This is a genomic window from Paenibacillus sp. FSL R5-0636, assembly GCF_037974255.1.
Taxonomy (GTDB): Bacteria; Bacillota; Bacilli; order Paenibacillales; family Paenibacillaceae; genus Paenibacillus_AQ; species Paenibacillus_AQ odorifer.
This window is the reverse complement of sequence record NZ_CP150232.1, coordinates 3251531-3274100: the sequence shown is the minus strand read 5'-3', so window position 1 is coordinate 3274100 and position 22570 is coordinate 3251531. Positions and strand designations below refer to the sequence as shown.

Sequence of the window (22570 nt, the reverse complement as noted above, 5' to 3'; positions counted from 1 at the left end):
GGTTAGCGGAATAGTTCCATTTTATTCTAAACTGGAAATTACACAACAGGAAAAAACGGTTAGAATTTGTGAGGCAGGTGATTTAAGGCGTGCGAGTCGCTTTAGGGGCAATCATCGTGTTGTGTTGAGGGATCAAACTCAAGAACATTGGAGTTTTGGAATCCTCCTACTGGATAACATACTTTTCGCCGATGCATCGGACGCAGGAGACGTTATTTAGTTCATTTGCGGGTTTACTGTAAGCTATCGGACTCAGTTGCGGCTATTTACTCAAAACCACACCACTTATCCGCAAATGTTGGCCTATAAGTGCTATGCAGTCCGATACCTCGGCAAAATGAGCTTAAAAGGCGAAATAGATGCTATACGGTCCGTAACACACTAAACTCTCTTAGCTACTTGTAATAATGGAAGTTTTGGAATCCCTCTTAAACTTCTTAGTTACTTGAGATACCCGGAATCTTGAGATACCCAGCCAATACTCCAACAACAAAAAGACTCAGCATATTGCTGAGCCTCATGATTTTAAAGCCAATTAGTTGGATCTCGAGCTCATGTTCCGTTAAAAATCAAACAGAGTAGTTGTTAAGTAACGCTCACCGGAATCCGGCAGAATTACCACGATGGTCTTGTCTTTATTCTCAGGACGCTTAGCGATTTGTGTAGCTGCGTAAACAGCTGCTCCGGAGGAGATACCCACCAGCAAACCCTCTGTTCTCGCAAGTGCACGTGATACGCTATAGGCATCATCATTTCTCACCTGAAAAATCTCATCCACTACCTCATTATCGTAATTCTCCGGAATAAAGTTAGCTCCAATGCCCTGAATCCCATGTCCCTTAGGACGGCCTCCTGATAAAACAGGGGAGTCAAACGGCTCGATGGCAACGATTTGGACTGCGGGGTTCTTTTCTTTCAACGCTTTTCCAACACCCGAGATAGTGCCTCCAGAACCAACACCCGCTATAAAAATATCTACATCTCCATCGGTATCCCGCCAAATTTCCTCAGCTGTAGTCGTTCTGTGTATTTCCGGGTTCGCAGGATTGCTGAATTGTTGGGGAATAAATGAATTTGGAATTTCCGCAGCTAATTGTTCTGCCTTTCTTACAGCTCCGCTCATCCCTTCAGTTCCCGGTGTTAACACAAGCTCAGCACCTAGTGCCAGCATTAATTTACGGCGTTCAATACTAAATGTATCTGGTAGGACGATGATCAGTGAATACCCCAAGCTAGCAGCTGCAAAAGCAAGTCCAATCCCAGTGTTTCCACTGGTAGGCTCAATAATGACAGAATCTTTATTGATGAGACCTCTCTCTTCCGCATCTTTGATCAATGCATACCCAATACGATCCTTAACACTACCTGCAGGATTAAAAGATTCCAACTTGGCAAGAACCCTTGCTTCTACGTTTTGGGTTTTACTATACTTTGAAATCTCTAATAACGGTGTATTTCCGATCAGATCGGTTAAGCTCATGTAAATATTAGCCATAATGATCCGCACCTCATTTCTTAATTTCCAATCAAATTACTCTGTATTAAGTCTAGCAGGATTTAAAGGATTTACAAGCTATTGATTCTTATTAGTCGCAAATTGAGGCCGTTAATTCGTACTACGTCTAACCGAAACACTCGACTCTCGCACGATTAATCGTGGATCAAGCTGCACCCTTTGATACTCCCCGGTAATATTATCCTGAATACGTTGTAAAAGAAGCTGTGTGGCTAAACGCGCCACTTCATTCCCCATGATGGAAACCGAACTAATCTGAGGCGTTGTAATAGTTGTCCATGAGTTATTATCCACCCCAACCACCGCCACATCTTCCGGAACACGAACGCCTAATTCTTTAAAACGATTTACAATACCTATCGCCACCATGTCATTCACTGCATAAATAGCGTCTGGCATATGTGTCAGGCTGTAGAAATAATCAGCGGCTTGTAGCCCCGTTTGCAAGGAAAAGTCTTCGCCAAAATAAACAAGCGAAATATCCACTTGTTTTAAAGCTTGCTGATAGGCAAGATAACGATCTTCAATAAGATCTTTTTGAGCTCCTGCATATGCAATTCTAGTTCGACCGATATTGATTAAATGCTCCATCACTAATTGACCTTCAAAACGTGACAAGCTGACGATGTCTGCTTTCACATTTTCTGTGATTCTTTTCCCGTAGTTAATGATGGAGACCGGAACACTCGATTTATTAATTAACTCTACCATGGTCTTTGGATAAGCAAGAGGCATGATAATGAGTCCATCTACATGTAATTTTTTGACCTCACGAATCGTTTCGAGCTCAGTGCGCGGGTTGCCAGAAGTATTAATTTGAATTACCCGATAGCTATGTTGTTTAGCGGCTTGCTCTACGGACCAGGCGATATCCGGAATAATTGCGTTGCGGATGTCAGGAACGGCCAGAGCAATTTGCTTCGTTTGGCGGATTTTAAGGCTTTGCGCAGAGGTGTTCGGAGTGAAACCCATCTCCTCAATCACTTGAAGTACCAGCGCCTTGGTCTTGGAACTAATTCCCTCTGAATTATTAATGGCTCTTGAGACAGTAGCAATACCTACCCCCGCCCGTTTCGCTACATCCTCTATGGTTACTTTGTTTTTATTAGCCACTCTGATAGTCCCCTTATTTCCGGAATCGTTTTCGTATTTATCTTTATTCCGCTCATCTAAAGTCAAAATTTCAATGTATAGATTATAACATAATAGTACATAGAAGAATACTTATCTCAGCTGCTAATGCGAACCTAAAGTCTTGATATACCTCTGTTTTAGTGAAATATTTCACTAATTTTCGATATTAATATTTTCATTATTTAAATTTGACAATATGAAAATTATGTGACATATTTGTTCTCGGAAACGTTTCCTCTTTTCCAAAAATAAAACACTATTTATTATCAATTATTAATCTAGGAGATGAATGATATGCAAGCATTAAGATGGCATAACGTCAAAGATCTACGGTTAGAAACGATTGAAGAACCAGCAGCCCTTGAAGGAAAAGTGAAAATCAAAATCGAATGGTGCGGAATTTGTGGCAGCGATCTTCATGAATATGTAGCCGGCCCTATTTTCATCCCCCAAGGTACTGTTCATCCCCTTACTGGTGAAAAAGCTCCAGTCGTAATGGGACATGAATTTTCTGGACAAATCGTAGAAGTAGGTAAAGGCGTTAGCAAGTTTAATGTTGGTGATCGCGTCGTCGTCGAGCCTGTTTTTGCATGTGGTGAATGTGTGGCTTGTCGACAAGGTAAATATAATCTTTGTGAAAAAATGGGCTTCCTAGGTTTGGCTGGTGGTGGCGGTGGATTCTCAGAATACGTCGCAGCAGACCAACATATGGTGCACAAAATTCCAGACAGCTTATCCTATGAACAAGGTGCTCTCGTGGAACCTTCTGCCGTTGCTCTACACGCTGTTCGTTCCAGTCAACTAAAGGTTGGAGATAAAGCTGTAGTATTCGGTGCTGGCCCAATCGGTTTGCTGGTCATTGAAGCTTTGAAAGCATCCGGTGCAGCGGAAATCTATGTTGTAGAACTTTCTGAAGAACGTAAGAGTAAAGCTGAAGAACTCGGTGGTATTGTAATCGATCCTAAACAATATGATGTGGTCGAAGAAATTCAAAAACGTACCGATGGTGGCGTAGATGTTGCTTTTGAAGTCACTGGCGTCCCTCCCGTTCTAACCCAAGCCATTAATTCCACTAAATTGAGTGGACAAATCATGATCGTTAGTATTTTCGAAAAAGATGCTACGATTACTCCAAACAATATCGTACTTAAAGAACGCAACTTAACTGGTATCATCGGATACCGTGATGTTTTCCCAGCTGTAATTAGCTTGATGGAACAAGGGTACTTCCCTGCTGAGAAGCTTGTTACTAAGAGAATTAAACTGAATGAAGTGATTGATCACGGGTTTGAGGCACTTTTGAAAGAAAAAAATCAAGTGAAAATCCTTGTAAGTCCTAAACAATAACCATAAGCAGCCTATTGGCTGAATCATAAAAGAAGGCGCTGCCCCAAGCAGCTCTTTCTAGAATTTGTAGCGGTCTCTGTTATTAAAAAACAACCAGGCAGCGATACTCCGGGAATTGGAGTATCGCTGCCTGGTGTTTTTGATCTGTAGCGGGGCTTAAGCAAATTTATGGGCAAATCCTTATACACTCTGATTTAACCCGCTTAAACATCCGCTGATCCACCAAAGTATAATTGTCCACACACTATGCTGGAGCTGCCAAGTCTGATGCTCTTGAGGGATCCTTTCGAACCGTCCGTAGCTTCCGTTGTATCCCCTCTTAGTATACTTCTAGCACCTAATTTAAAGGATTTGAATGAATAATGGAGAGTGATATAGGGTAAATGTGAAATAACTGCATTCTGTGCACTTATTCCGGATGAAAAAGCAACTATACTTGTTTTAATTGTATTCTGTACAATTAAAAACCTAAAAATCTACCTATACGGAAGTAAATGAGGAAAATAGATGTACTAAATACAGTTATATCTATGACCCAACCAATTAAGGAATTATAGTTGTACAAAATACAATTAAACGCTCTGCTTCAACTAATTGCTTCCATCGCCACTCTGATTCATCTATTCTAGATGAAGTGTAGCTCCCTATGGAACAGCCCCTAGCCCGTTTGTTTGCTACTATCTATACTTATGCGTATTTATCATTTATCAAATAATGCAGATTCTCTTTTACAGCAGGCCATTCGGTATCCAATATGCTAAAGACCACATTATCATGAATCGATCCGTCAGACTTGATTCTATGTTTGCGCAGAACTCCTTCTTTAACCGCCCCAATTCGTTCTACTGCTCTTTGTGACCTCAAGTTGTTCGCGACCACTGTAAATTCTACACGGATCAGCTTAAGTTCTTCAAAACAATAGTGTAGCAGCAGCGACTTGCCCTCTGTGTTCACACTAGTCCTCCAATAATCAGGCGAGATCCAGGTACATCCGATTTCCGCATTGCGATGAACCAAATCCGGATGCATAATCCTTGTGGTTCCGATAATTCGCTCCGTTGCTTTATCAATGATAGTAAAGGTAATTTGTGAACCGTTTTTTTGATTTGCTAAAGCTGTTGAGATTAATCCTTGCACCTGCTCGTCCGACGTTATTTTTCGCCAGGTAAATTCCCAGATGTCTGGATTTCTTAACACTCTCGCCAATCCTTCTGCATGACTTTCATCTATTGGAACCAGCTTAATTGTTTTCCCGTCAAGTAGTTCAGTATTCATAACACTCATTTGGTGCACCGTTCTCTCAATGAAATATGCTGAATGATATCTGCAATTTCTTCCACACGAAAGGCGATATGGTCTGCTCCGGCTTGTTCAAGCTCTTCCTTGGGACCATAACCAAAAGTCACTCCAATAGATTCGACACCACAGCCAATAGCACCGATCATATCATGCTTACGATCTCCTATCATTACCGCTTCCTCTGGATGTATGTCATTCTCATCAAGCACGTACTGAATAACCTCTTGCTTCTTAGAACGGGTACCGTCCAGATTACTTCCTCCGATATGTTTGAAATAATGATCGAGCTTATAATGCTCAAGAATCTGTGCTGCAAAAACAGTCGGTTTGGAGGTTGCTACATACAATGAGTATCCATTCGTCTTAAGTCCCTCCAGCAATTGGGGTATACCTTCAATCACCATATTCTCAAATAATCCCGTGGCACTGTAACGCTCCCGGTAAAAAGCAACCGCTTGAAGCGCTTGTTCCTCAGTGAAATGGTGCAGCTCGATAAATGAATCATATAACGGAGGACCTATGTAAGGAAGAAGCTCATCCAAATGTTCGATCTGTATATCAAATTTGTTCAAAGCGTATTCTACGCTTTTGGTGATGCCTTCTTTGGGGTCTGTTAAAGTACCATCTAAATCAAATAAAATGTTTTGTAATCCTCTTCCCACGGTTGTCTTGCTCCCCTCGACTGTTATTATTGCATATATTTATCATACCTTCGTTTCCACATACTTTCCACATACTTCTCGAATACGATAAGTAACCGAAGCTATTACATATTATCGGAGGAATATCTTATGAACATGACGCATTACATGTCTTTGCTAGCGGACAACCAGCCTTGGAACTTGATTATATTCATGGCAATCCCCGTGATTTTCGCTGAGACGATTACCATTACAGAGTTTATTATTTTGTTCACCAAGAATCTAACAGCCCCGCTACGATCCTTCAACAAAGTCTGCAGCATACTCGCAGGGTTATATTTCACAGGGGTATTCCTTTACTTGTTCCCAACTGCGTTTATTCCTTTGTCTGTGAATGGGGAATGGCACACATGGGTTGATATTGTAGCCGTGGGCTTCTATTTAAGCGGAGTACTCTTCTTATTGCCACTGGCTTTGTTAGATCTTGGTCTAATTGCTCGTAAACGATCGGAAGAGCACAAGATGAAGCTGCATTTTCTGCTTATTAGTGGATTCTTGGTCGTAGCGCATATCGCGATGATATTTGGGATGATTAATCCGGAAATTGTGGGCAGTATGGGTGGAATGGGCGATATGATGCATTAAAGTTTATTAACATAACGTAATCTAAGACAAAAAGCAGATCAAGGATCAAACCTTGATCTGCTTTTTGTCTCGTACCGGTTATCCCGCGCTTTGTACAGTTACCACAGTACGCTTCTTGCGTAATAAAAACATCAGCGGAAATCCAAACAACACGATAATGGAACCTACCACAAAAACATCATTCACACCCATCGTGAACGATAGTAAACGTATCGAATCTGTATTACTTGCACCGGAGCTGATCAACTCTTTAGAGTGGAGTAAAGATCTACTCGACAACAGGGAAGTGAATACTGCAATCCCAAGTGAGCTTAACACATTGCGGACCCAGTTGTTGATCGACGTAGCATGCCCAGACCATTCGACGGGAATTTCCTCCATTGAGGCTGTACTGCTTGGAACATTGGCTAGTCCAATGCCGAGATTACGAACGACCATCGCCCACATAATAAAGCTATAAGATATGTTCGTTTGCAGCCGACTAAGCATGAATAAACCGATGAATATAAATAAAATACCCGCAGAAATCAACTTCACAGGTCCGAACTTTGGATACAGCTTACCTACGATTGGACTCAGCAAGGCAAGGAGGATCGAGGACGGCAATAAAATCAGCCCTGTTTTAAGCGTTGTAGCCCCTTCTACCGTTTGTAAGAACAAAGGGGTTAAATAGGTTCCGGCATACATCGCAATCGTAACCAAACTATAGATACTAAGCATGGCGGTAAAACGGCGATTACGGAATACACGCAAATTCAGCAGAGGCACCTCCGCCTTCAGCTCGCGCAAAACAAACAAAATTAACAACACAACCCCCAAAAGGATTAACGATAAAGTTTTCCATGAAGTCCATCCCCAGCTGTTGCCTTGGCTAAATGCGGTTAATAACGATAAACTACCGAGGACAACGGTGAGGAAACCAGGAATATCAAATGACTTCGGAATATTCATTCGATAATATGGGATTAACGTTAGGGTTAGAATAACAGCTATAATTCCAATAGGAATGTTAATTAAGAATAACCAATGCCAGCTGGCATATTGGAGCAGCCAACCGCTAAACGTCGGACCTATGGCTGGCGCGACCATCGCGGATAGCGACCAGAGGCTTACAGCAAACGGTCTGCGTTCTCCCGGTATTACTTGAAATATGATGGTCATCGTACAAGCCATAATGAGACCGCTACACGAACCCTGAAGCATCCGAAATACAATTAATGATGTTGGATCCCATGCCAAAGCACAAAGCAAAGAGAACATGGTGAATCCCATCAAGGCGAAAAGATAAAGCCTTTTGTAGCTGAATCTTCCTCCGAGATATCCGGCGAGTGGTGCGGTTACTCCTGTCGCCAGCATAAAACCGGTGACCATCCATTGCATGGTGTTCAGACTCGTATTGAAATGATCCATTAAAAGAGGAACAGCAATGTTGATCGTCGTTGTACTTAAGACAGAGACGAAATTTCCGAAGAATATGGCAATCATGATCGGCCAAAAATGTATTTTGCTTGCTTGATTTTCTTCCATGCTTCCCCTCCTCATTATTTTTTATATGTCTACTTTTACATATATAAGGTGACTTGAATAATGTTATAATCGTATGATCAATATGTCAATGATGACATATCCCCGAAAAATTCAATGAAAACGGATTTATAATAACTGGAGGGCTTTATAGTAATGAATACACTGTCTTATGGACTTCTAGCTTTACTTAGCGCTAACTCATTGTCTGGATATGAATTAACTCAGAATATCAAGCCGCTCTGGCGTGCTGGACATAGTCAAATCTACCCTCTATTAATGAGCATGGAGCAACAAGGTTATATCACCTTTAAGCTCATTGAACAGACCGACAAACCGGATAAAAAAGAATACTCCATTACGGAAGCAGGACTGAAGCAATTGCGGCAATGGGTGGAAACTCCTGCTGAGCCTCCGGTGCTGCGGGATGAACTGCATTTTAAGCTGTATAGCTTATGGCTATCCAACCCGGCAGAAGCCAAGGACCTATTACTAAAACGTGCAGAGTTTTGTAAGAGTGAGTTGGAGCGATACAAGGTTTTGCTCAAAGCAAACGAAGTCTTGCGTGATGAACGCGGTGAGACTCGTGAGTTAAAAGCCACAACTTTTGGACGTTATTTACTGATCCGCAAACGTGTGCTTGATATGGAGAGCTCTATACAATTTTGCGAATGGGCACTTGAAGAGCTTGAGTCGAATCAATAACATTATAAACAAGCAAAAAAGAGACCTCATTTTGTATCTGAAGTCTCTTTTTACTTACATTTATTCGGATTTAGATAGATTCAATAGTTGCACCTCGCAACGAGTACCCGCTCCAGGCTGACTTATCATTCGAATCTTGCCTCCATGCAATTCCACCAGCTTTTTAACAATGGAAAGTCCCAGACCTGAACCGCCGTATTGTCTTGAACGTGATTTCTCTACCCGGTAGAAACGCTCGAAGATATAGGGAAGCTCTTCCTCAGGAATACCTATTCCTGTATCTTCAACAATTAGAGTTGCAGCATCCGCTGCAAATTCCATATGAACAATAATCTCACCTTCATCCGTATAACGAATTGCATTTTCCAGAAGGTTCATAATAATCTGTTCCATACGTTTTTGATCTCCACGGATCATATACGCATCTCCGCTAAGCTGAAGCTTCAGCAGTAACCCCTTCTCCTTTGCTTTCAGTTCAACTCTGCGCACGGCTTGTTCCGCTAGCTGACTGAGATCGATCCACTCTTGGGTAAGAGTAACCTTTCCTTCCTCCATCTTTGCCAGTTCAAATAAATCATCCACAAGATGCTGGAGCCGATGTGCTTCCTGATGAATGATATCCAAGTATAGATCTCTTTCCCCTTCGGTCTCGTAAAGTCCATCTTTTATTACCTTGGTATACCCCTCCAAATATGTAATGGGCGTTCTCAGCTCATGTGAGATATTTGCCAGAAATTCCTGACGTGTATCCCTGTATCGTTGCAGATCGACAGCCAGATCATTTATAGCCTCTGCCAAAAAACCAATCTCATCGTTGCTACGTATAGAAAGTCTCGTTTCCAGCTCGCCAGCCGCGATTTTCCGGGTTGCCTTTTGCATCTTGATCAGAGGTTTGGACAAAATCATGGCGATCACACCAGTGATCCCTATAGCCAATATAAAAGCCCCTATTCCTGCAATCAGCAGCAGGTTCCGGATGGAAGCCAAAGATTGCTTCATACTCTCTGTAGAGGACATTACATAAAGTGCAGACTGAGTTGTATCCCCCTCCATTATTGGTTTTCCAATGATAAAATAGGAATGTCCAGCAGGATCTTTATACTCAAAATCAACACTTTTCCCAGCGAAAATCCGGCTAACATCCGAAGCTTGGATGAATGAACGATCCGAACGATCATGTACACCCGAGTGGAGTATCACATTGCCATCCTTCGAGATATTAAAGATACTGACATCCGAAAATTCTGCAAAGGTACTCATCATCTGCTCATTTGAACTATCCTGCGATTCCGCCATTCCGATAAAATGTGAGGTGAGTTCCTCCGTCTCTTTTTGCATCTCGTTGTAATAGAAGCTTGTAAACATCCGGTCTATAGTAATTCCAAGAACAAGCAAAACTACTAAAAAAACAGACATTATAATATAACCAAGCTTAAGTCCGATGATGTTATTTTTCATACCAGATTACCTGGAGCGTGAAATTTATAACCTAACCCCCACACTGTTTGAACCGGATTATAGGAGAGGCCTGCCTTATGCAATTTCTCACGGATATTCTTAATATGGGTGTCGATAACACGATTCTCCCCCTCATAATTATTCCCCCATAATCGTTCCACCAGTTCTTCTCTCGTAAAAACCCGGGTAGTGTTTTGCGCCAAAGTAGCCAGTAAATCAAACTCCTTGAGAGTGAATTCAATGGATGTATCCTGAATATGTACCTCCCTAGCTTCTGGGTATATTTTAAAATCAGGGTATGTGAGCACCTTATCCTGAGGTTGGTGGGCAAATGTAAGTGTTGAACGCCGCAGCAGAGAATAAATCCTAGCCACTAATTCTTCCGGCTCAAACGGTTTAGTAAGATAATCATCTGCTCCTATACCGAGACCACGTACCTTATCCTTGGTTTCAGAACGTGCGGTTAGCATTAGAATTGGGATAGAGCTTGTCTCCCTCACCAGCTTGCAGACCTGCCAGCCATCCATATCCGGCATCATCACATCCAGCAAGATTAGGTCAAAGCTGTGTTGTTTCAACAGTTGGAGTGCCTCATGACCCGTTGACGCCTCTTTTGTAGACATCCCTTCTTTACTTAAATAAATCCGCAATAAATTCCGCATGTTCCATTCATCATCTACGATCAGTATCTGTAGCTTATTCAAGCCGTTCACCCTCTTTATGACCTAGTTCTTCTCATTATACAAAAAAATACAGAACAAGCCGACATCATCCCTAAATGATGCCAGCCTGTGATTATGGTTAGTGGCCGGAATGCGGATTGCCTCCTGCAGCAGGTGAGATTTCTAGCATATCATCAATTTCACTTTGTGCTCGCTCATTTATTGCAAGGTTATCTCCAGTTATCCAAGCATGATTGTAAGGACCTTCCGCTGGTGAATCTTGAAATTTAGGTTGAAGCTCCATCATATACTCCATTACTGAATCTGGCAGCCCGTCTTTTTCTGTAAAAATAAGCGGCGCATGTTTCCCCAAATGGGAAAACGGCGCAGCGGCGATAGCGAGCATCGTTGAATCCGTGGTTAACAAAGACAGGTTATGACCGGGTGTAGTGATTCCCCAGCCGAATCCGTTATTGGCATCCTTAAAACTTGCAAAAGCTATAGCGTTCTTAAAAACATCTTGTCCAGCTATACGGGTAACTGTTCCGTATTCTTTTAATTGCTTTTCTACATCTGCTGAGACAATGTCTTCTGGTCCTAGGATATAAATAGTTGCACTACCTCCACGTTCTTTTAAAGCCTCGACCGTTGAGTTAGGAATTTCGTCTTTGGTTACATAGAGTAGAGGTTCCGGCATATGTGCGATCCAATTCACTGCTGGCAGCGTGTACTCAGGGCTATCCATAGAACCAATTATGACCGACTTTGGAAGTTCGCCGGCTGCTTTAGCGTAATAAGTATCTATAGCCTGAGCTACAGCCGCTGGCTCATCCCCTTCTATCCGGTCTACTTTTAAATCAATGGCCTTTAATTGTTGTTCTACATTAGATGCCATAGGCCCAACAAGCACTACCTGAACCCCATTATTGCCATCAGCACCTATTGGATTCAGTCGCTTAAGTTCTGCGAGGGTAACCTCAGGAACCCCATCTTTTGTGGTATACAGGACGGGGCCGTTACTGGGATGATGAATCAAATCTGCACTAACTGCGGCAATCTGCCAATTACTCACATCCGTCAAAACTACACTTGAGGGTCTATTATTCTTTGTTTGCGCAGTCCATAAAGTCTGAGAAACTAACACTGCGGCTTGAATCGGATCTGAAGTGTTAATGCGAGTAGTATTCTTCGTAGCTATCCAAGGTGGCTCCACCGTTGCAGAACTAGCATGCGAATTAACCTTAGATGGAACATTATTGCCTGATTGGCAGCTTGTTATCACTGTACTCAAAAGCAAACTAACGGCAACAAATGGTATGATTTTTTTCATCCTAAACCCTCCTGTGTGATGTTCTCGCTTGATTTAGAGTAGTTTAGTCTACAAATGTGTGGAAAGTATGTAGAATTTAAAATAAATAAAATTTGTATATAATGCAAAAAGAGCATCCCGTAAGCCATGTATGACTCAGGATGCTCTTGGTTTAAAGTTTTTTTCAACACTTACCAGTGTTTAGCGATAAAAGTATCCCGACCGGATTGCTCCCGATCTTCTTTGTAGTGCTTAGGATTCTTATGATGATAATCCTGATGATACTCTTCTGCACGATAAAAAGTTGGCGCCGGAAGAATTTCCGTAACGACTGGACCGGAGAATCTGCCGCTGCCCGCAACCTGTTCTTTCGAGGCAAGAGCCGCTAACCGCTGTTCTTCATTATAATAGAAGATCGCTGTCCGGTACTGAGTTCCTCGATCCTGGAATTGCCCACCATCATCGGTAGGGTCAATCTGAGGCCAATATAATTCAAGCAGCTTCTCGTATGAAAAAAGCGCTGGATCAAACGTAATCTGCACAACCTCGTAATGCCCCGTTGTTCCGGTTTTGACTTCTTCGTAGGTTGGATTCTCAGTTAACCCTCCCGCATATCCCGATACAATTCCATGAATGCCTGGTAATTCCTCAAACGGTGTCACCATGCACCAAAAACATCCGCCTGCAAACATCGCTTGTTCCATATGATCAAATCTCTCCCTATCTATCTTCATCTAATAAATAATATATGCTATGACGATAAAGCCAAAAGATCATAAAGTCAATGGAAGTCAGCAGCACCATTAGAATTCAAATCTCCAAAACGTTATAATATAACAACAACAGAAGTAGAAAGGAATGCGCTATGAGAAAAAATCGTTTAGGACAATCCGATTTGTATGTAAGTGAGATAGGACTTGGCTGTATGTCTTTGGGTACGGATGAGGCGAAAGCCATTTCCATTGTTCATGAAGCACTCGATCAAGGAATCAATTTTGTTGATACAGCAGATCTTTATGATGAGGGCCGTAATGAAGAGATTATTGGCAAAGCCATTCGTCAACGTCGTCAGGATGTAATCCTAACAACAAAAGTTGGCAACCGCAGAATTCCCGGTCAAGAAGGCTGGAGCTGGGACCCTTCAAAAGCCTATATTAAAAATGCAGTCAAAGATAGTCTCAAACGGCTGCAAACGGATTACATCGATCTATACCAGCTGCATGGCGGCACTATTGAAGATCCAATTGACGAAACGATTGAAGCTTTTGAAGAACTTAAGCAAGAGGGTCTTATCCGCTATTATGGGATCTCTTCTATTCGTCCTAATGTAATTAGAGAATATGTGAAAAAATCAAATATTGTAAGTGTTATGAGCCAATATAGCATTTTAGATCGACGTCCTGAGGAAGAAATCCTTCCTCTGCTAGCTAAGCATGGAATTAGCATGATCGCACGCGGACCTTTAGCAGGGGGCATTCTATCAGAGCGTGGTCGCAGCAAGGCGGAAAAGAATTACTTAGATTACAGTAGTGAGGAACTTCTGAATTTGCATGATCGGCTTTCACAGGAAACTAGTGACTCTCGCAATCTTGCACAAACAGCGCTGCATTATCCACTAGCTAATCCATCTGTAGCCGTTATTATTCCTGGGGCAAGCAGTCTGGAGCAATTAAAAAGCAATGTAATGGCTGCTGATGTAGCTCCACTCACTTCGGAGGAACTTGCAGACATTCAGCAGATGAGCAAAGCAAATCGTTACAAGCTTCATGTATAGATTAGTCACTTTCGTTAAAAACAATGGGGTGTCCATAGCCATACAATGGCTGTTGGGCACCCTTACTTTTTGAATCTAACTGATCGCTGATCTAATCCTTAAACTTGGTTTGATTAGATATTATTCACACGAACGAAGCCGCTATAGGACACAGTTGACCTTATGCGCTACTTTTTACTATATTAAGGGTGCTCGCGGACTCCATAGCCGCTATGAGCTTGATAATCACCATATATCATCCTCTATTTAAGGAATAGCAGCACTGGGGTCCGAAATCATGCTCCAAAGGCTAAATATATGCAAATAACGTCATCTGAGTCTGAAAGTATTCAAGTCACTCCGCGTGACACATCCAGCCTGCCATAATTCCAGTAGAATAAAATCGAGTGATTCTCGTGAAGCCTGATTCTTTCAATAACTCTTCAATTTGTTTTTCAGGAAGAAAAGAAATTTTCGTAATATTGCTACTTACATTATCAAACGCTTCGGGAGATTCATACCCTGCAACCCAAAAGCTTTTCCATACATTTATTCTGTCGTGGAGTTCAGGATCATCCAAATCTCCATATGCACTTACGAGAACAAATGGAGCACCCGGTTTCAGATTATCCTTTATGGAGCGAAGCAATTTCAATTTTTCTTGAACATCATGAATGAAATGAAGGACCAAAATACAACTTGCCACATCGAACTTTGAGTCCTGCTGAGGAAGATCATCGATTGTCCCAGGAATCAGACTGACACGGCTCTCTAAGCCCAGTTCATCTATCTTTAACTTCGCGATCTTAAGCATATCTTCCGAAGGATCCACTCCAGTAAATGTCCAGTTTGGGTTAGATGGACCCCATGCCGAAAATTCATTTCCTCCCCCCGCACCGACCACGAGCAAAGATACAGGGATGTCACCTAATTCGAAGCGAAAATAAGATTGGATCATCGAAAATAATGAATCATAAGAGGGAATCGAAATACGAGTTGTTTTTTCATAGGTCGCCCTCTTGGCATTTAATTTTTGCTCATCAGTCATTGTAATCATCCTCCATTGTTTTAAACTTCACATTTTAGTATCAAAACCCGCATTAAAGTTATTACGGATTTATATTATCCCTAATAAGCCCGAAAAAAGAACGGATCTTTACTCCGTCTTCATCGTTTTTGCCAAATCTGCAATTTTCGTGTTCTCTAAGTACCGCTCCATCTGTCGCTCAGCGTCAATCACAACCTGTTGAATCAGACATTCACTTCCGTGATCTAGACTGCATTCAAAAAAGGAAGCCGTTCCTTCGATTGCATGGATAATATCCAAAAAAGAGATTTCTTCCGACTTGCGTCTGAGACGATAACCACCATTAGCGCCAGGTGCAGATTGAATTAATCCAGCCTTCACTAGCTTAGTCATCATTTTGGACAGATAGGTTTGGGAAACACCCAGCTTCTCAGCAAGCAATTGAACACCCACCGGCTTATCAGACGCCACCGTCACCATATAGAGCATTGCATGAAGTGCATAATCTGTCGCTTGGGAATATTTCATTCAGCACCTCCATTAACGACTTTAGAAATCTATGATAACTCTAACATTTTTAAAAGGCAAGTATATAATTCCTACACTCGCCCATTAAGCAATCTTCTTCATCCTCAACTAATTGGAGTATACTCTCCATTAAACTCAAATTCATAGTCATTAGCGATACGGATATAGCCATATACGCAATGCCAGCGATCTCTGTAGAAAACACTGGAATAATTCTGATTATCCCTATTTCCTTCAGCAACTAAGATCTCTTTGTCATCGCATGCTAAAACAATACCTGTATGATCGTGAGGGTCATTAGTTAGCAATTTTTCATAAATCACAATATCACCACGTTGAGGAGTAAACCCCTCTTGCCCGTCAAAATAAAAAAATGCGGTCTCAGGTAGTTGCGCCCACTCTAACCATGCCCCTACGCCAGCTAATCGAAAATCAGCATTCGGATATCGAATCGGCAGCAGAAAGCCAGCTTGCATACAGCAGTAATATACAAATGCTGCGCACCAATTGTTTTGTAATACTTTATAAATCCCTTGGTCAGGCCAATATTTACAGATTTCTCGATATCGTTCGTTTCCTGGTATTCCAACAATGTTTTCTTTTCCAAATGCTTCAGCAATATTAGCCAACTTGCCTCGTTTATCCGTAGGCTGGTGAACTTCAGCCCCGCTACTGTAATCTATCTCTTCCAAAAAATCCTCTGGAATCGTCATTTCACGAAGTACATTCCGAAGCCTATTCGTGTCCTGTTGTGTTACATTACAGTCCCTATTCTGCAAATGTAATTGTAGAACTTGAGCATCCTTTAGAATCTCTTCATAGTGACCCTTAACTTTATTCCTATCCCCTTGATGGAAGATCGCCTTTAGAATTTGAGTCAGCTCTTCATTGGTGAACATATTCAAGTCTCTTAATAAAGGCCTTACGGTATCTGCACTGTTGGGACCTGGAAAATCCTTGACTCCGGTTTTGAAGAAATAATAATTATGAAGCAGTCCTATAATGGCTGCCAATTCCTGATTTTGTTCTCTTTTCATGGCAAGCAATGAAGCGAAGCTAGACACTCCGTACAGGTGAACACACGCTTCCTGTTTCCGTTGTTCGCTACCTAAAGACATGATCATTTCTTGAACCAGCACACGCACACTATCGAGGCGCTGGTTCACTTTTGTTATCAGTCGTTGAGTCACTGGAAACCTTCCCCCTCCGTTACTGCTCAGCTGTAATAATACCAAAGCTAAAACTGACATAAATTTTTTTATCAATTCAGTCCCTAAAGACTACCTTTTTCTGTCCATCCTTGACGAATTCCACACCAAAATAATCGGTATTACCGTTCGCCCCGAATTCAGCGATCCGAGCATCAGGCTTACTCTCAAAGTGAATGTTATGTTTAATATTAGATCTTGGTAACAATGTAATCTCTTGCGGCTGAACCTCTGCGAATGACCAAATCCCTTGAGAATTACCATACTCTCGAAAGATTGGACGAATCATAACGGTTTCATTTTGCCCGCCATAGTTGATTAGCCTGATTGTACATTGAACCTTCACTATATCCTCTTGAGTACCGTACATACAGTGCGAATCTTTTTCCAGAAAATCCACAACTTCAATTCCCTCATTGTTCATATTCACAAGATAATACAATCGTTCTGTTAGAAATGGATATAACGTAATGAAAATGATGATAGCAAGCAAAACGGTTCTGCCTACATATTTTTTATAACGCTGTCTAAAGTGCTTTATAGTTAAACTCCCACTGACGATTAACATAATGATCCCGAATATCGCTGAGTAATGTAAACCATGGTTTGTCGCAGGCTCGCTCCAAGGCGGAATTCCAATGGTTTTGAAGAGGTAATCCCCAAACATAGTCCCCTGATGTGTGATTCCCACAAAAACTAAAGAAAACAGCAAAAATAAAACAGCCATCCATCCTTTACCCTTGATCATTTCATCCCTCCCAACCAATAACAGTTATGTCTTCTCTATCCTCCAAGGAAAGATTCCTATGCATATGCAATACAATTTTTTTACCGCTAAAACTTAAGGTGTAATCAACTACGTAAGGGGTTTCAATGTAATATACCGTGAGGATTAATTTAGAATCAGCATATTGCCAGCTTGCAGATGTACAAACATCCTGCTCACTAAGGGATAAGTCTTTAATAAATAAACATTTTGCATAGGCAGGCTTTAAAAAATTGAAGTTAAATTCATCTAAATGATCGTCGTAAAGTAAAGAAAAACTAAGGTGATCTTCTTCAAACTTCAGTGTTAATTCTTTGATTTTATGCTTATTATCTTCAAAGATATAAATTCCACTGTACGATCTATAATCTACTTTAACTATCCTGTCTACTAAGGAGGTAAATGTAGGAGGTTTAATAATGTTAGATACAACCGTTGGCCAATCAAGGTTCAGTAAATTTGCATATATGATATCTAAAAAATCCTGTAACTTCTTCATCTCGGTAAAACTTGAAGTTGCAGCAATCACAATCTCTCGACTCGGATCAATGAAACACAATTGACCAAAAGCTCCATTCCCCATCTTACATCCATTCCTGCACATAAAGAACTGATAACCATATCCGTTTGACCAATCAGCCTTATTTTGTCCCCAACGATTATCGCTTTGTTCATTTAGCGCCAGCTTTAAATAATCTTCAGAAACAATTCTACAGCTATTGTAAACTCCTTGATTGAGGAGCATCTGGCCAAATTTCGCAATTCCATCTGTTGGTATGCTTAGTCCCATTCCACCAGCAACAATTCCTAACGGGCAAGTCTCCCAATCCGGTCTTTCTATGTCCAATGGAGTAAATAATCTTGGCATTAGAAAATCAACAAGATTCTCTCCAGTCGTCTTTTCGATAATAGCCGAAACCATATAAGTGGCGTGTGTATTGTAATTGTAATAACTTCCCGGTTCATCTTCTACGTCCAAAGCTAAAAAGGCACGAACCCAATCAATTTGCTTGGCTATCGCACCATATATATTATTGTTATGCCCCGTATTCATGGAAAGAAGATGATGTATCGTCATCTTAGCTAAATTAGGCGAGATTGAGCTAGGAAGCTGATCCGGGAAAAAAGAGACCACTTTATCCGTTAATTCAAAATAACCGTTATCCCATGCTATGCCTGCTGCAATAGATGTAAAGCTCTTACTCAGGGAAAATAAAATTTGGGGAACGTTTTTGCGGTACGGTTGACGATAAAACTCGGTAATAACTTCTCCCTTTCGCAATAGCATAAAAGTATTAACCGGTAAATCAGATCGTTCAAGTTCTTCATAAAACTTAGACAGCGCTTGGGTCAAAATCTCTGGCTGATCCATATAAACCTCGCTTGTCATTATATTTTTGAGTTTTTTAATAATTCTCAGGTGGAGCGCTAAGTCTCGTGTCAGGTCTAAAATACTTGATATAGTTGTGGTATATTTCCGTTTCTTTAAACCCAAGGCTCTCATATAAGGCTTTCGCAAAATTCCCCTTCACTACTTCAAGTATGACCTTATCTTCACCTCTACTAATGATTTCATTAATAAGAAATTTCACAAAAGATCTTCCATAACCTTGTGATTGATGTTCTATCGAAATAGCAACCATACTTATTTTATTTCCTGCTATCTTGCCTACTGCTACTATCGTTTCATCAACTATCATTACAAACATATTATCTTTATTCTCCGCATACTGTTCCCGTTCCCATTCCACAGGTTTATAAAAAAACGAGGGATACATTCCTACACGTTGACGCATATGATAAAAAGCTAATTCGCAAACTCTGTCCCATTCAAAGTAATCCTTTTCCTCATAATTTCTAACCAGGATATTCTCTGAAGGAAAGGGAGCGCCTGTTCGTTCCATATTATAGATGGCAAAGTATACGCGATAATTATTTTTTTCCAAAACGCTGATTAATTGAGCATTGCTAGAAAGAACATTGAATACTGTATGCTCTACTGTTTCATTATGTATAAGCATGTTTTCATATTCTTCTATAAGCTTGGAGCCGACTTCCATTGTGTCATACTCATTATTAACAAACAGGATTGCTTGTGGTTTTCTTCCAAACCCGTTAAATGAAAGAAAGCCTATGGATGTATCATTCATAATGGCAACCACAATGTTCTCTCTGTTGCTTTCTTCATTTTGATAAAAACTCTTTAATAAATCCTTATTGTGAAGTAACATATGTTCAATTTGCGCCTTATCTCTTTGCGGACTATATTTTTGTATTAAAAATGAGTTCATCTTGCTCCTCCATTTGTTCATTTAGACGGCAACCTTGTCATGCTAAACCTAAAGACTTGTTATAAGTCTAGAATGATTACGGTTTTGCCAATCCAAACTCTAAAATATAACGAGCGGAACTTTACCGGTTTCACTATGCCTTTTTCTTCATATTCCGTTCCATCCTCTAACTCCGTTTCAGTTCTAATAAGCCATGTATTGCCAAGACCAAATTCGATATACTTCAGAATCTATCTCCCCCGTACAAGAGCTGCTTTTATTGCTCAATAGTTTTTATTAGATAAAGGCAGAGATCATCGTCCACACAAACATGTGCCCCAGGCTCAACAGGCTTATTATCGTACATGATTCCCCGCCCATCAGGGATAAAACCACGCTTTATATACATCCGTTGTGCGGTTCCATAGTCAGCGTATAATCCAAATCCAATACCAATAGTATTAGATATAGTAAAAGCATCTTTTTCAAGAGCTTCAATTAATACACTTCCTACCCCACGTTTCCTAAATGGCGGGATGACGTCAAAGTTTTGAATTTCAGGTATATTATTCTCTGCAAAATAAGGATATTCCGACCTGTATACCACATGTCCCCATCCAACAAACTCATTTTCACAAAAAGCTAAAAGTGTAACTCGCTTTTCATTTTGATTTTCTTGCCAACAACGCTGGACATAATCAAGAGGTTGGCTTACGTCATGCTCAGATAACCCCGTATGTATAATAGCAATATCGTTTTGTGTCATTCGACGGATTTGTAAAGGTAAGGCCATAATATAATTCCTCCTAACTTATTAAATGAGTCCATTCCTATATTAACATACTAATTAGGATTAATCTGGTAAAAACAATTATTGTTAAACTACCCTGTCAGATAAAAGAACAGGCTGCAGAATATACCGGCAGCCTGTTCTGATTTTGTTATTTTTTTATTTCTTTAAGGTAAAAGTCATATAATTGATCAATAGATGAACTTGAAAAGATAGACGTGGCTTGTTCAATTTTCTCACGTTTCCAATCGAACCAGCACATTTCCTTTAACTTTTCGATTTCTTGATCTGTAAACCGTTGCTTGATCACTTTAGCAGGATTGCCGCCTACTATCGTATACGGTGGGACATCCTTTACAACAACTGATCCTGCCGCAACAATAGCACCTTCGCCTATTTTCACACCGGGCATAATCATTGCATTCATCCCAATCCAGGCATCACTTGCAATGATTGTATCCCCTTTGGATTCGTAAGAGTTTGCAATCTGATCTACAAAAGGATACACGGTGATCCATTCAGGATGATGATTGTGATTCCCACCCATGAGAATAATTACACCACTAGCAATACAAACATAATTTCCTATAATCAATTTATCTAAATGCCAACCATAATCTTCACTGGGATTAAACAACTTTCTTGATTGTTCATCACCCCAAAGGTATCTAACACACCCATCTTCAAAATCAAGATTATCGTAATAACCAGAGTAGTAAGAGTACTCTCCTACCTCAATCATTGGGTTGGTGACAATATCCTTTAAATACTTAATTTCAGACCAGTGGCTGAACTGATGTTGTTTCATTTTCTTTCCCTCGCTTCTAAGTAATGTAATTCATTTATACTTAGAAGCTTGATGCAGTAGCGACATTCTTAAACCTTTTCAAACGACGAACCATCGTCCTCATCCTTTTCCTAATTGATGCCGTCATTGTAACAAACGAATGATTTATTCGTCAAATCAACCGTATTGTCCGAACTCAGCTCAATTATGAATTTATCGGATTACGGCTAGCCTTAACATGTTTAAGCTGGGCAACTATAATGACGCTAATGATCACTAGAAGGAACCACGAACTGATCTTACTGAAACTAACCAGTTGCCACGTTTGATATTGATCAGGATATTTCCATGCATTAAAAAATGTAGCGATATTTTCAGCTAACCAGATAAAAAATCCTACAATAAAAAAGGCCAGTGTCAAGGGCATTCGATAGGTAACCGTCCGTACCCTATAAATGATCCATGTTTTCCAGAAGACAACAACCACAAGCGCTGTCAGCCACCAACGAAAATCAGGAATGAAATGATGTGTGAAAAAATTTAAATAGATGGCTCCTCCCAACAATCCCGCTGAAGCAAGCCCCGGCCAACCGGTCATATCCATTTTCAGTCTTCGCCATATCTGGCACATAAAGCTTGCGACACTCGCATACATAAATCCACTATAGAGGGGTACACCAAACACCTTCGTAAACCCTGGCTCTGGGTATGCCCATGAACCCATCTTTACCTTATAGATTTCCAGCAACAAACCAATAACGTGAAATACACAGATTACTTTTATTTCATCCAGTGTTTCTAATCCAGTACGGTACATGAGGTACTGCACTGTAAGCAGTATTAGAAGAATGGCATCATAACGGTAAAGAAAAGGCATTTCTATTATGTTAGAAAGAGCTAAAGTCCCAAAAATCGCAATAGGAAATATGCAACTCATCGCCTGATGATATCCAAAATGCAGCAATTGTGTTATTGACTTCATTCTTAACTTTCCTCATCATTTTTGTATTCTAATAGATCTCCAGGCTGACATTCCAAAGCCTTACAAATTGCCTCTAACGTTGATAATCGCACCGCTTTTGCTTTTCCATTTTTCAATATAGAAAGGTTAGCCATTGTTATTCCAACTCTCTCCGAAAGCTCAGTAACACTCATTTTTCTTTTAGCCAGCATCACGTCGATATTAATTATAATCGCCATT

The 22570-nt window shown here is 40.7% G+C and carries 23 protein-coding genes and 1 pseudogene; 4 read left to right on the top strand and 20 right to left on the bottom strand.

Going from position 1 to position 22570, the window contains the following annotated elements; genetic code table 11:
• Positions 1 to 562: 562 nt before the first annotated feature.
• Both cysK and MKX34_RS14900 read right to left on the bottom strand, forming a co-directional pair.
• Positions 563 to 1495, bottom strand: a complete 933-nt coding sequence (gene cysK, locus MKX34_RS14905) for a cysteine synthase A (protein ID WP_076296734.1) — start codon at positions 1493 to 1495, stop codon at positions 563 to 565.
• 111 nt (positions 1496 to 1606) lie between these two features.
• Positions 1607 to 2629, bottom strand: a complete 1023-nt coding sequence (locus MKX34_RS14900) for a LacI family DNA-binding transcriptional regulator (RefSeq protein WP_036678110.1) — start codon at positions 2627 to 2629, stop codon at positions 1607 to 1609.
• Positions 2630 to 2944: 315 nt separating this feature from the next.
• Between MKX34_RS14900 and MKX34_RS14895 the strand changes: the two genes are divergently transcribed.
• Entirely contained in the window at positions 2945 to 3997 is a 1053-nt protein-coding gene (locus MKX34_RS14895) for a 2,3-butanediol dehydrogenase (protein WP_038570804.1), read from the top strand.
• A gap of 687 nt (positions 3998 to 4684) precedes the next feature.
• On the opposite strand, the gene MKX34_RS14890 is transcribed toward MKX34_RS14895, so the two are convergent.
• A complete protein-coding gene (locus MKX34_RS14890; RefSeq protein ID WP_244886482.1) occupies positions 4685 to 5272 on the bottom strand; it encodes a GNAT family N-acetyltransferase in 588 nt (195 codons plus the stop codon).
• 5 nt (positions 5273 to 5277) lie between these two features.
• Positions 5278 to 5958, bottom strand: a complete 681-nt coding sequence (locus tag MKX34_RS14885) for an HAD family hydrolase (RefSeq protein WP_036678119.1) — start codon at positions 5956 to 5958, stop codon at positions 5278 to 5280.
• Positions 5959 to 6087: 129 nt separating this feature from the next.
• Between MKX34_RS14885 and MKX34_RS14880 the strand changes: the two genes are divergently transcribed.
• On the top strand, positions 6088 to 6582 hold the full coding sequence (locus tag MKX34_RS14880; protein ID WP_076296735.1) for a DUF6803 family protein: 495 nt from the start codon (positions 6088 to 6090) through the stop codon (positions 6580 to 6582).
• 78 nt (positions 6583 to 6660) lie between these two features.
• On the opposite strand, the gene MKX34_RS14875 is transcribed toward MKX34_RS14880, so the two are convergent.
• Positions 6661 to 8109 carry an MDR family MFS transporter gene (locus MKX34_RS14875; RefSeq protein ID WP_038570799.1) on the bottom strand — a complete coding sequence of 483 codons (1449 nt, stop codon included), beginning with the start codon at positions 8107 to 8109 and terminating at the stop codon, positions 6661 to 6663.
• A 153-nt stretch (positions 8110 to 8262) separates the two neighbouring features.
• Between MKX34_RS14875 and MKX34_RS14870 the strand changes: the two genes are divergently transcribed.
• A complete protein-coding gene (locus MKX34_RS14870) occupies positions 8263 to 8811 on the top strand; it encodes a PadR family transcriptional regulator (protein ID WP_036678125.1) in 549 nt (182 codons plus the stop codon).
• Positions 8812 to 8871: 60 nt separating this feature from the next.
• Here the strand turns inward: MKX34_RS14870 and MKX34_RS14865 are convergent, their stop codons facing one another.
• From MKX34_RS14865 to msrA, 4 genes are all read right to left on the bottom strand, one after another.
• Positions 8872 to 10269: a HAMP domain-containing sensor histidine kinase gene (locus MKX34_RS14865; protein WP_076296736.1), complete on the bottom strand. Its 1398-nt coding sequence runs from the start codon at positions 10267 to 10269 to the stop codon at positions 8872 to 8874.
• Positions 10266 to 10973, bottom strand: coding sequence for a response regulator transcription factor (locus tag MKX34_RS14860; protein ID WP_176462543.1), 708 nt, complete (start codon positions 10971 to 10973; stop codon positions 10266 to 10268). The genes MKX34_RS14865 and MKX34_RS14860 overlap by 4 nt, the downstream gene beginning before the upstream one ends.
• Before the next feature lie 97 nt (positions 10974 to 11070).
• Positions 11071 to 12261, bottom strand: a complete 1191-nt coding sequence (locus MKX34_RS14855; protein WP_076222602.1) for an ArsR family transcriptional regulator — start codon at positions 12259 to 12261, stop codon at positions 11071 to 11073.
• A gap of 170 nt (positions 12262 to 12431) precedes the next feature.
• Complete coding sequence (gene msrA / locus MKX34_RS14850) at positions 12432 to 12944, bottom strand: peptide-methionine (S)-S-oxide reductase MsrA (RefSeq protein ID WP_036678131.1); 513 nt, start codon at positions 12942 to 12944, stop codon at positions 12432 to 12434.
• Between the two features lie 161 nt (positions 12945 to 13105).
• Between msrA and MKX34_RS14845 the strand changes: the two genes are divergently transcribed.
• On the top strand, positions 13106 to 14014 hold the full coding sequence (locus MKX34_RS14845; protein WP_076296737.1) for an aldo/keto reductase: 909 nt from the start codon (positions 13106 to 13108) through the stop codon (positions 14012 to 14014).
• Positions 14015 to 14348: 334 nt separating this feature from the next.
• Here MKX34_RS14845 and MKX34_RS14840 read toward each other — a convergent pair whose 3' ends face one another.
• The 11 genes and pseudogenes from MKX34_RS14840 to MKX34_RS14790 form a co-directional block, all read right to left on the bottom strand.
• Positions 14349 to 15041, bottom strand: a complete 693-nt coding sequence (locus MKX34_RS14840; protein ID WP_076146100.1) for a class I SAM-dependent methyltransferase — start codon at positions 15039 to 15041, stop codon at positions 14349 to 14351.
• A gap of 108 nt (positions 15042 to 15149) precedes the next feature.
• The gene (locus MKX34_RS14835; protein WP_076296738.1) at positions 15150 to 15548 is read right to left on the bottom strand and encodes an Rrf2 family transcriptional regulator; all 399 of its coding nucleotides are present in this window, start codon (positions 15546 to 15548) and stop codon (positions 15150 to 15152) included.
• A gap of 104 nt (positions 15549 to 15652) precedes the next feature.
• A complete protein-coding gene (locus MKX34_RS14830; RefSeq protein ID WP_249267729.1) occupies positions 15653 to 16738 on the bottom strand; it encodes a CHAP domain-containing protein in 1086 nt (361 codons plus the stop codon).
• A 76-nt stretch (positions 16739 to 16814) separates the two neighbouring features.
• Entirely contained in the window at positions 16815 to 17504 is a 690-nt protein-coding gene (locus MKX34_RS14825; protein WP_076296739.1) for a hypothetical protein, read from the bottom strand.
• A gap of 1 nt (position 17505) precedes the next feature.
• On the bottom strand, positions 17506 to 18912 hold the full coding sequence (locus MKX34_RS14820) for a serine hydrolase (protein WP_076296740.1): 1407 nt from the start codon (positions 18910 to 18912) through the stop codon (positions 17506 to 17508).
• A 16-nt stretch (positions 18913 to 18928) separates the two neighbouring features.
• Positions 18929 to 19813, bottom strand: a complete 885-nt coding sequence (locus MKX34_RS14815; RefSeq protein WP_076296741.1) for a GNAT family N-acetyltransferase — start codon at positions 19811 to 19813, stop codon at positions 18929 to 18931.
• A 68-nt stretch (positions 19814 to 19881) separates the two neighbouring features.
• Positions 19882 to 20040 (bottom strand): annotated as a pseudogene (locus tag MKX34_RS14810) (DUF3977 family protein); the annotation flags it as partial.
• A gap of 29 nt (positions 20041 to 20069) precedes the next feature.
• Complete coding sequence (locus MKX34_RS14805) at positions 20070 to 20585, bottom strand: GNAT family N-acetyltransferase (protein WP_076099317.1); 516 nt, start codon at positions 20583 to 20585, stop codon at positions 20070 to 20072.
• A gap of 148 nt (positions 20586 to 20733) precedes the next feature.
• Positions 20734 to 21390 (bottom strand): CatB-related O-acetyltransferase, encoded by a 657-nt coding sequence (locus tag MKX34_RS14800; RefSeq protein ID WP_038570785.1) that lies wholly within the window; start codon positions 21388 to 21390, stop codon positions 20734 to 20736.
• Between the two features lie 184 nt (positions 21391 to 21574).
• Positions 21575 to 22351 carry a DUF817 domain-containing protein gene (locus tag MKX34_RS14795; RefSeq protein WP_038570784.1) on the bottom strand — a complete coding sequence of 259 codons (777 nt, stop codon included), beginning with the start codon at positions 22349 to 22351 and terminating at the stop codon, positions 21575 to 21577.
• Positions 22352 to 22353: 2 nt separating this feature from the next.
• Positions 22354 to 22569, bottom strand: a complete 216-nt coding sequence (locus MKX34_RS14790) for a helix-turn-helix transcriptional regulator (RefSeq protein WP_036678155.1) — start codon at positions 22567 to 22569, stop codon at positions 22354 to 22356.
• Position 22570: the final 1 nt, after the last annotated feature.

Bases quoted from the DNA above. Each gene is read 5' to 3' on its own strand.
- MKX34_RS14855 (WP_076222602.1), bottom strand. From the start codon at position 12,261: ATGAAAAAAATCATACCATTTGTTGCCGTTAGTTTGCTTTTGAGTACA.
- MKX34_RS14895 (WP_038570804.1), top strand. From the start codon at position 2,945: ATGCAAGCATTAAGATGGCATAACGTCAAAGATCTACGGTTAGAAACG.
- MKX34_RS14800 (WP_038570785.1), bottom strand. From the start codon at position 21,390: ATGAAACAACATCAGTTCAGCCACTGGTCTGAAATTAAGTATTTAAAG.
- MKX34_RS14870 (WP_036678125.1), top strand. From the start codon at position 8,263: ATGAATACACTGTCTTATGGACTTCTAGCTTTACTTAGCGCTAACTCA.
- MKX34_RS14835 (WP_076296738.1), bottom strand. From the start codon at position 15,548: ATGAAATATTCCCAAGCGACAGATTATGCACTTCATGCAATGCTCTAT.
- MKX34_RS14795 (WP_038570784.1), bottom strand. From the start codon at position 22,351: ATGAAGTCAATAACACAATTGCTGCATTTTGGATATCATCAGGCGATG.
- MKX34_RS14865 (WP_076296736.1), bottom strand. From the start codon at position 10,269: ATGAAAAATAACATCATCGGACTTAAGCTTGGTTATATTATAATGTCT.
- MKX34_RS14815 (WP_076296741.1), bottom strand. From the start codon at position 19,813: ATGAACTCATTTTTAATACAAAAATATAGTCCGCAAAGAGATAAGGCG.
- cysK (WP_076296734.1), bottom strand. From the start codon at position 1,495: ATGGCTAATATTTACATGAGCTTAACCGATCTGATCGGAAATACACCG.
- MKX34_RS14805 (WP_076099317.1), bottom strand. From the start codon at position 20,585: ATGGCCTTACCTTTACAAATCCGTCGAATGACACAAAACGATATTGCT.
- MKX34_RS14840 (WP_076146100.1), bottom strand. From the start codon at position 15,041: ATGACTGATGAGCAAAAATTAAATGCCAAGAGGGCGACCTATGAAAAA.
- MKX34_RS14790 (WP_036678155.1), bottom strand. From the start codon at position 22,569: ATGGCGATTATAATTAATATCGACGTGATGCTGGCTAAAAGAAAAATG.
- MKX34_RS14820 (WP_076296740.1), bottom strand. From the start codon at position 18,912: ATGACAAGCGAGGTTTATATGGATCAGCCAGAGATTTTGACCCAAGCG.
- MKX34_RS14875 (WP_038570799.1), bottom strand. From the start codon at position 8,109: ATGGAAGAAAATCAAGCAAGCAAAATACATTTTTGGCCGATCATGATT.
- MKX34_RS14880 (WP_076296735.1), top strand. From the start codon at position 6,088: ATGAACATGACGCATTACATGTCTTTGCTAGCGGACAACCAGCCTTGG.
- MKX34_RS14890 (WP_244886482.1), bottom strand. From the start codon at position 5,272: ATGAATACTGAACTACTTGACGGGAAAACAATTAAGCTGGTTCCAATA.
- msrA (WP_036678131.1), bottom strand. From the start codon at position 12,944: ATGGAACAAGCGATGTTTGCAGGCGGATGTTTTTGGTGCATGGTGACA.
- MKX34_RS14825 (WP_076296739.1), bottom strand. From the start codon at position 17,504: ATGATCAAGGGTAAAGGATGGATGGCTGTTTTATTTTTGCTGTTTTCT.
- MKX34_RS14845 (WP_076296737.1), top strand. From the start codon at position 13,106: ATGAGAAAAAATCGTTTAGGACAATCCGATTTGTATGTAAGTGAGATA.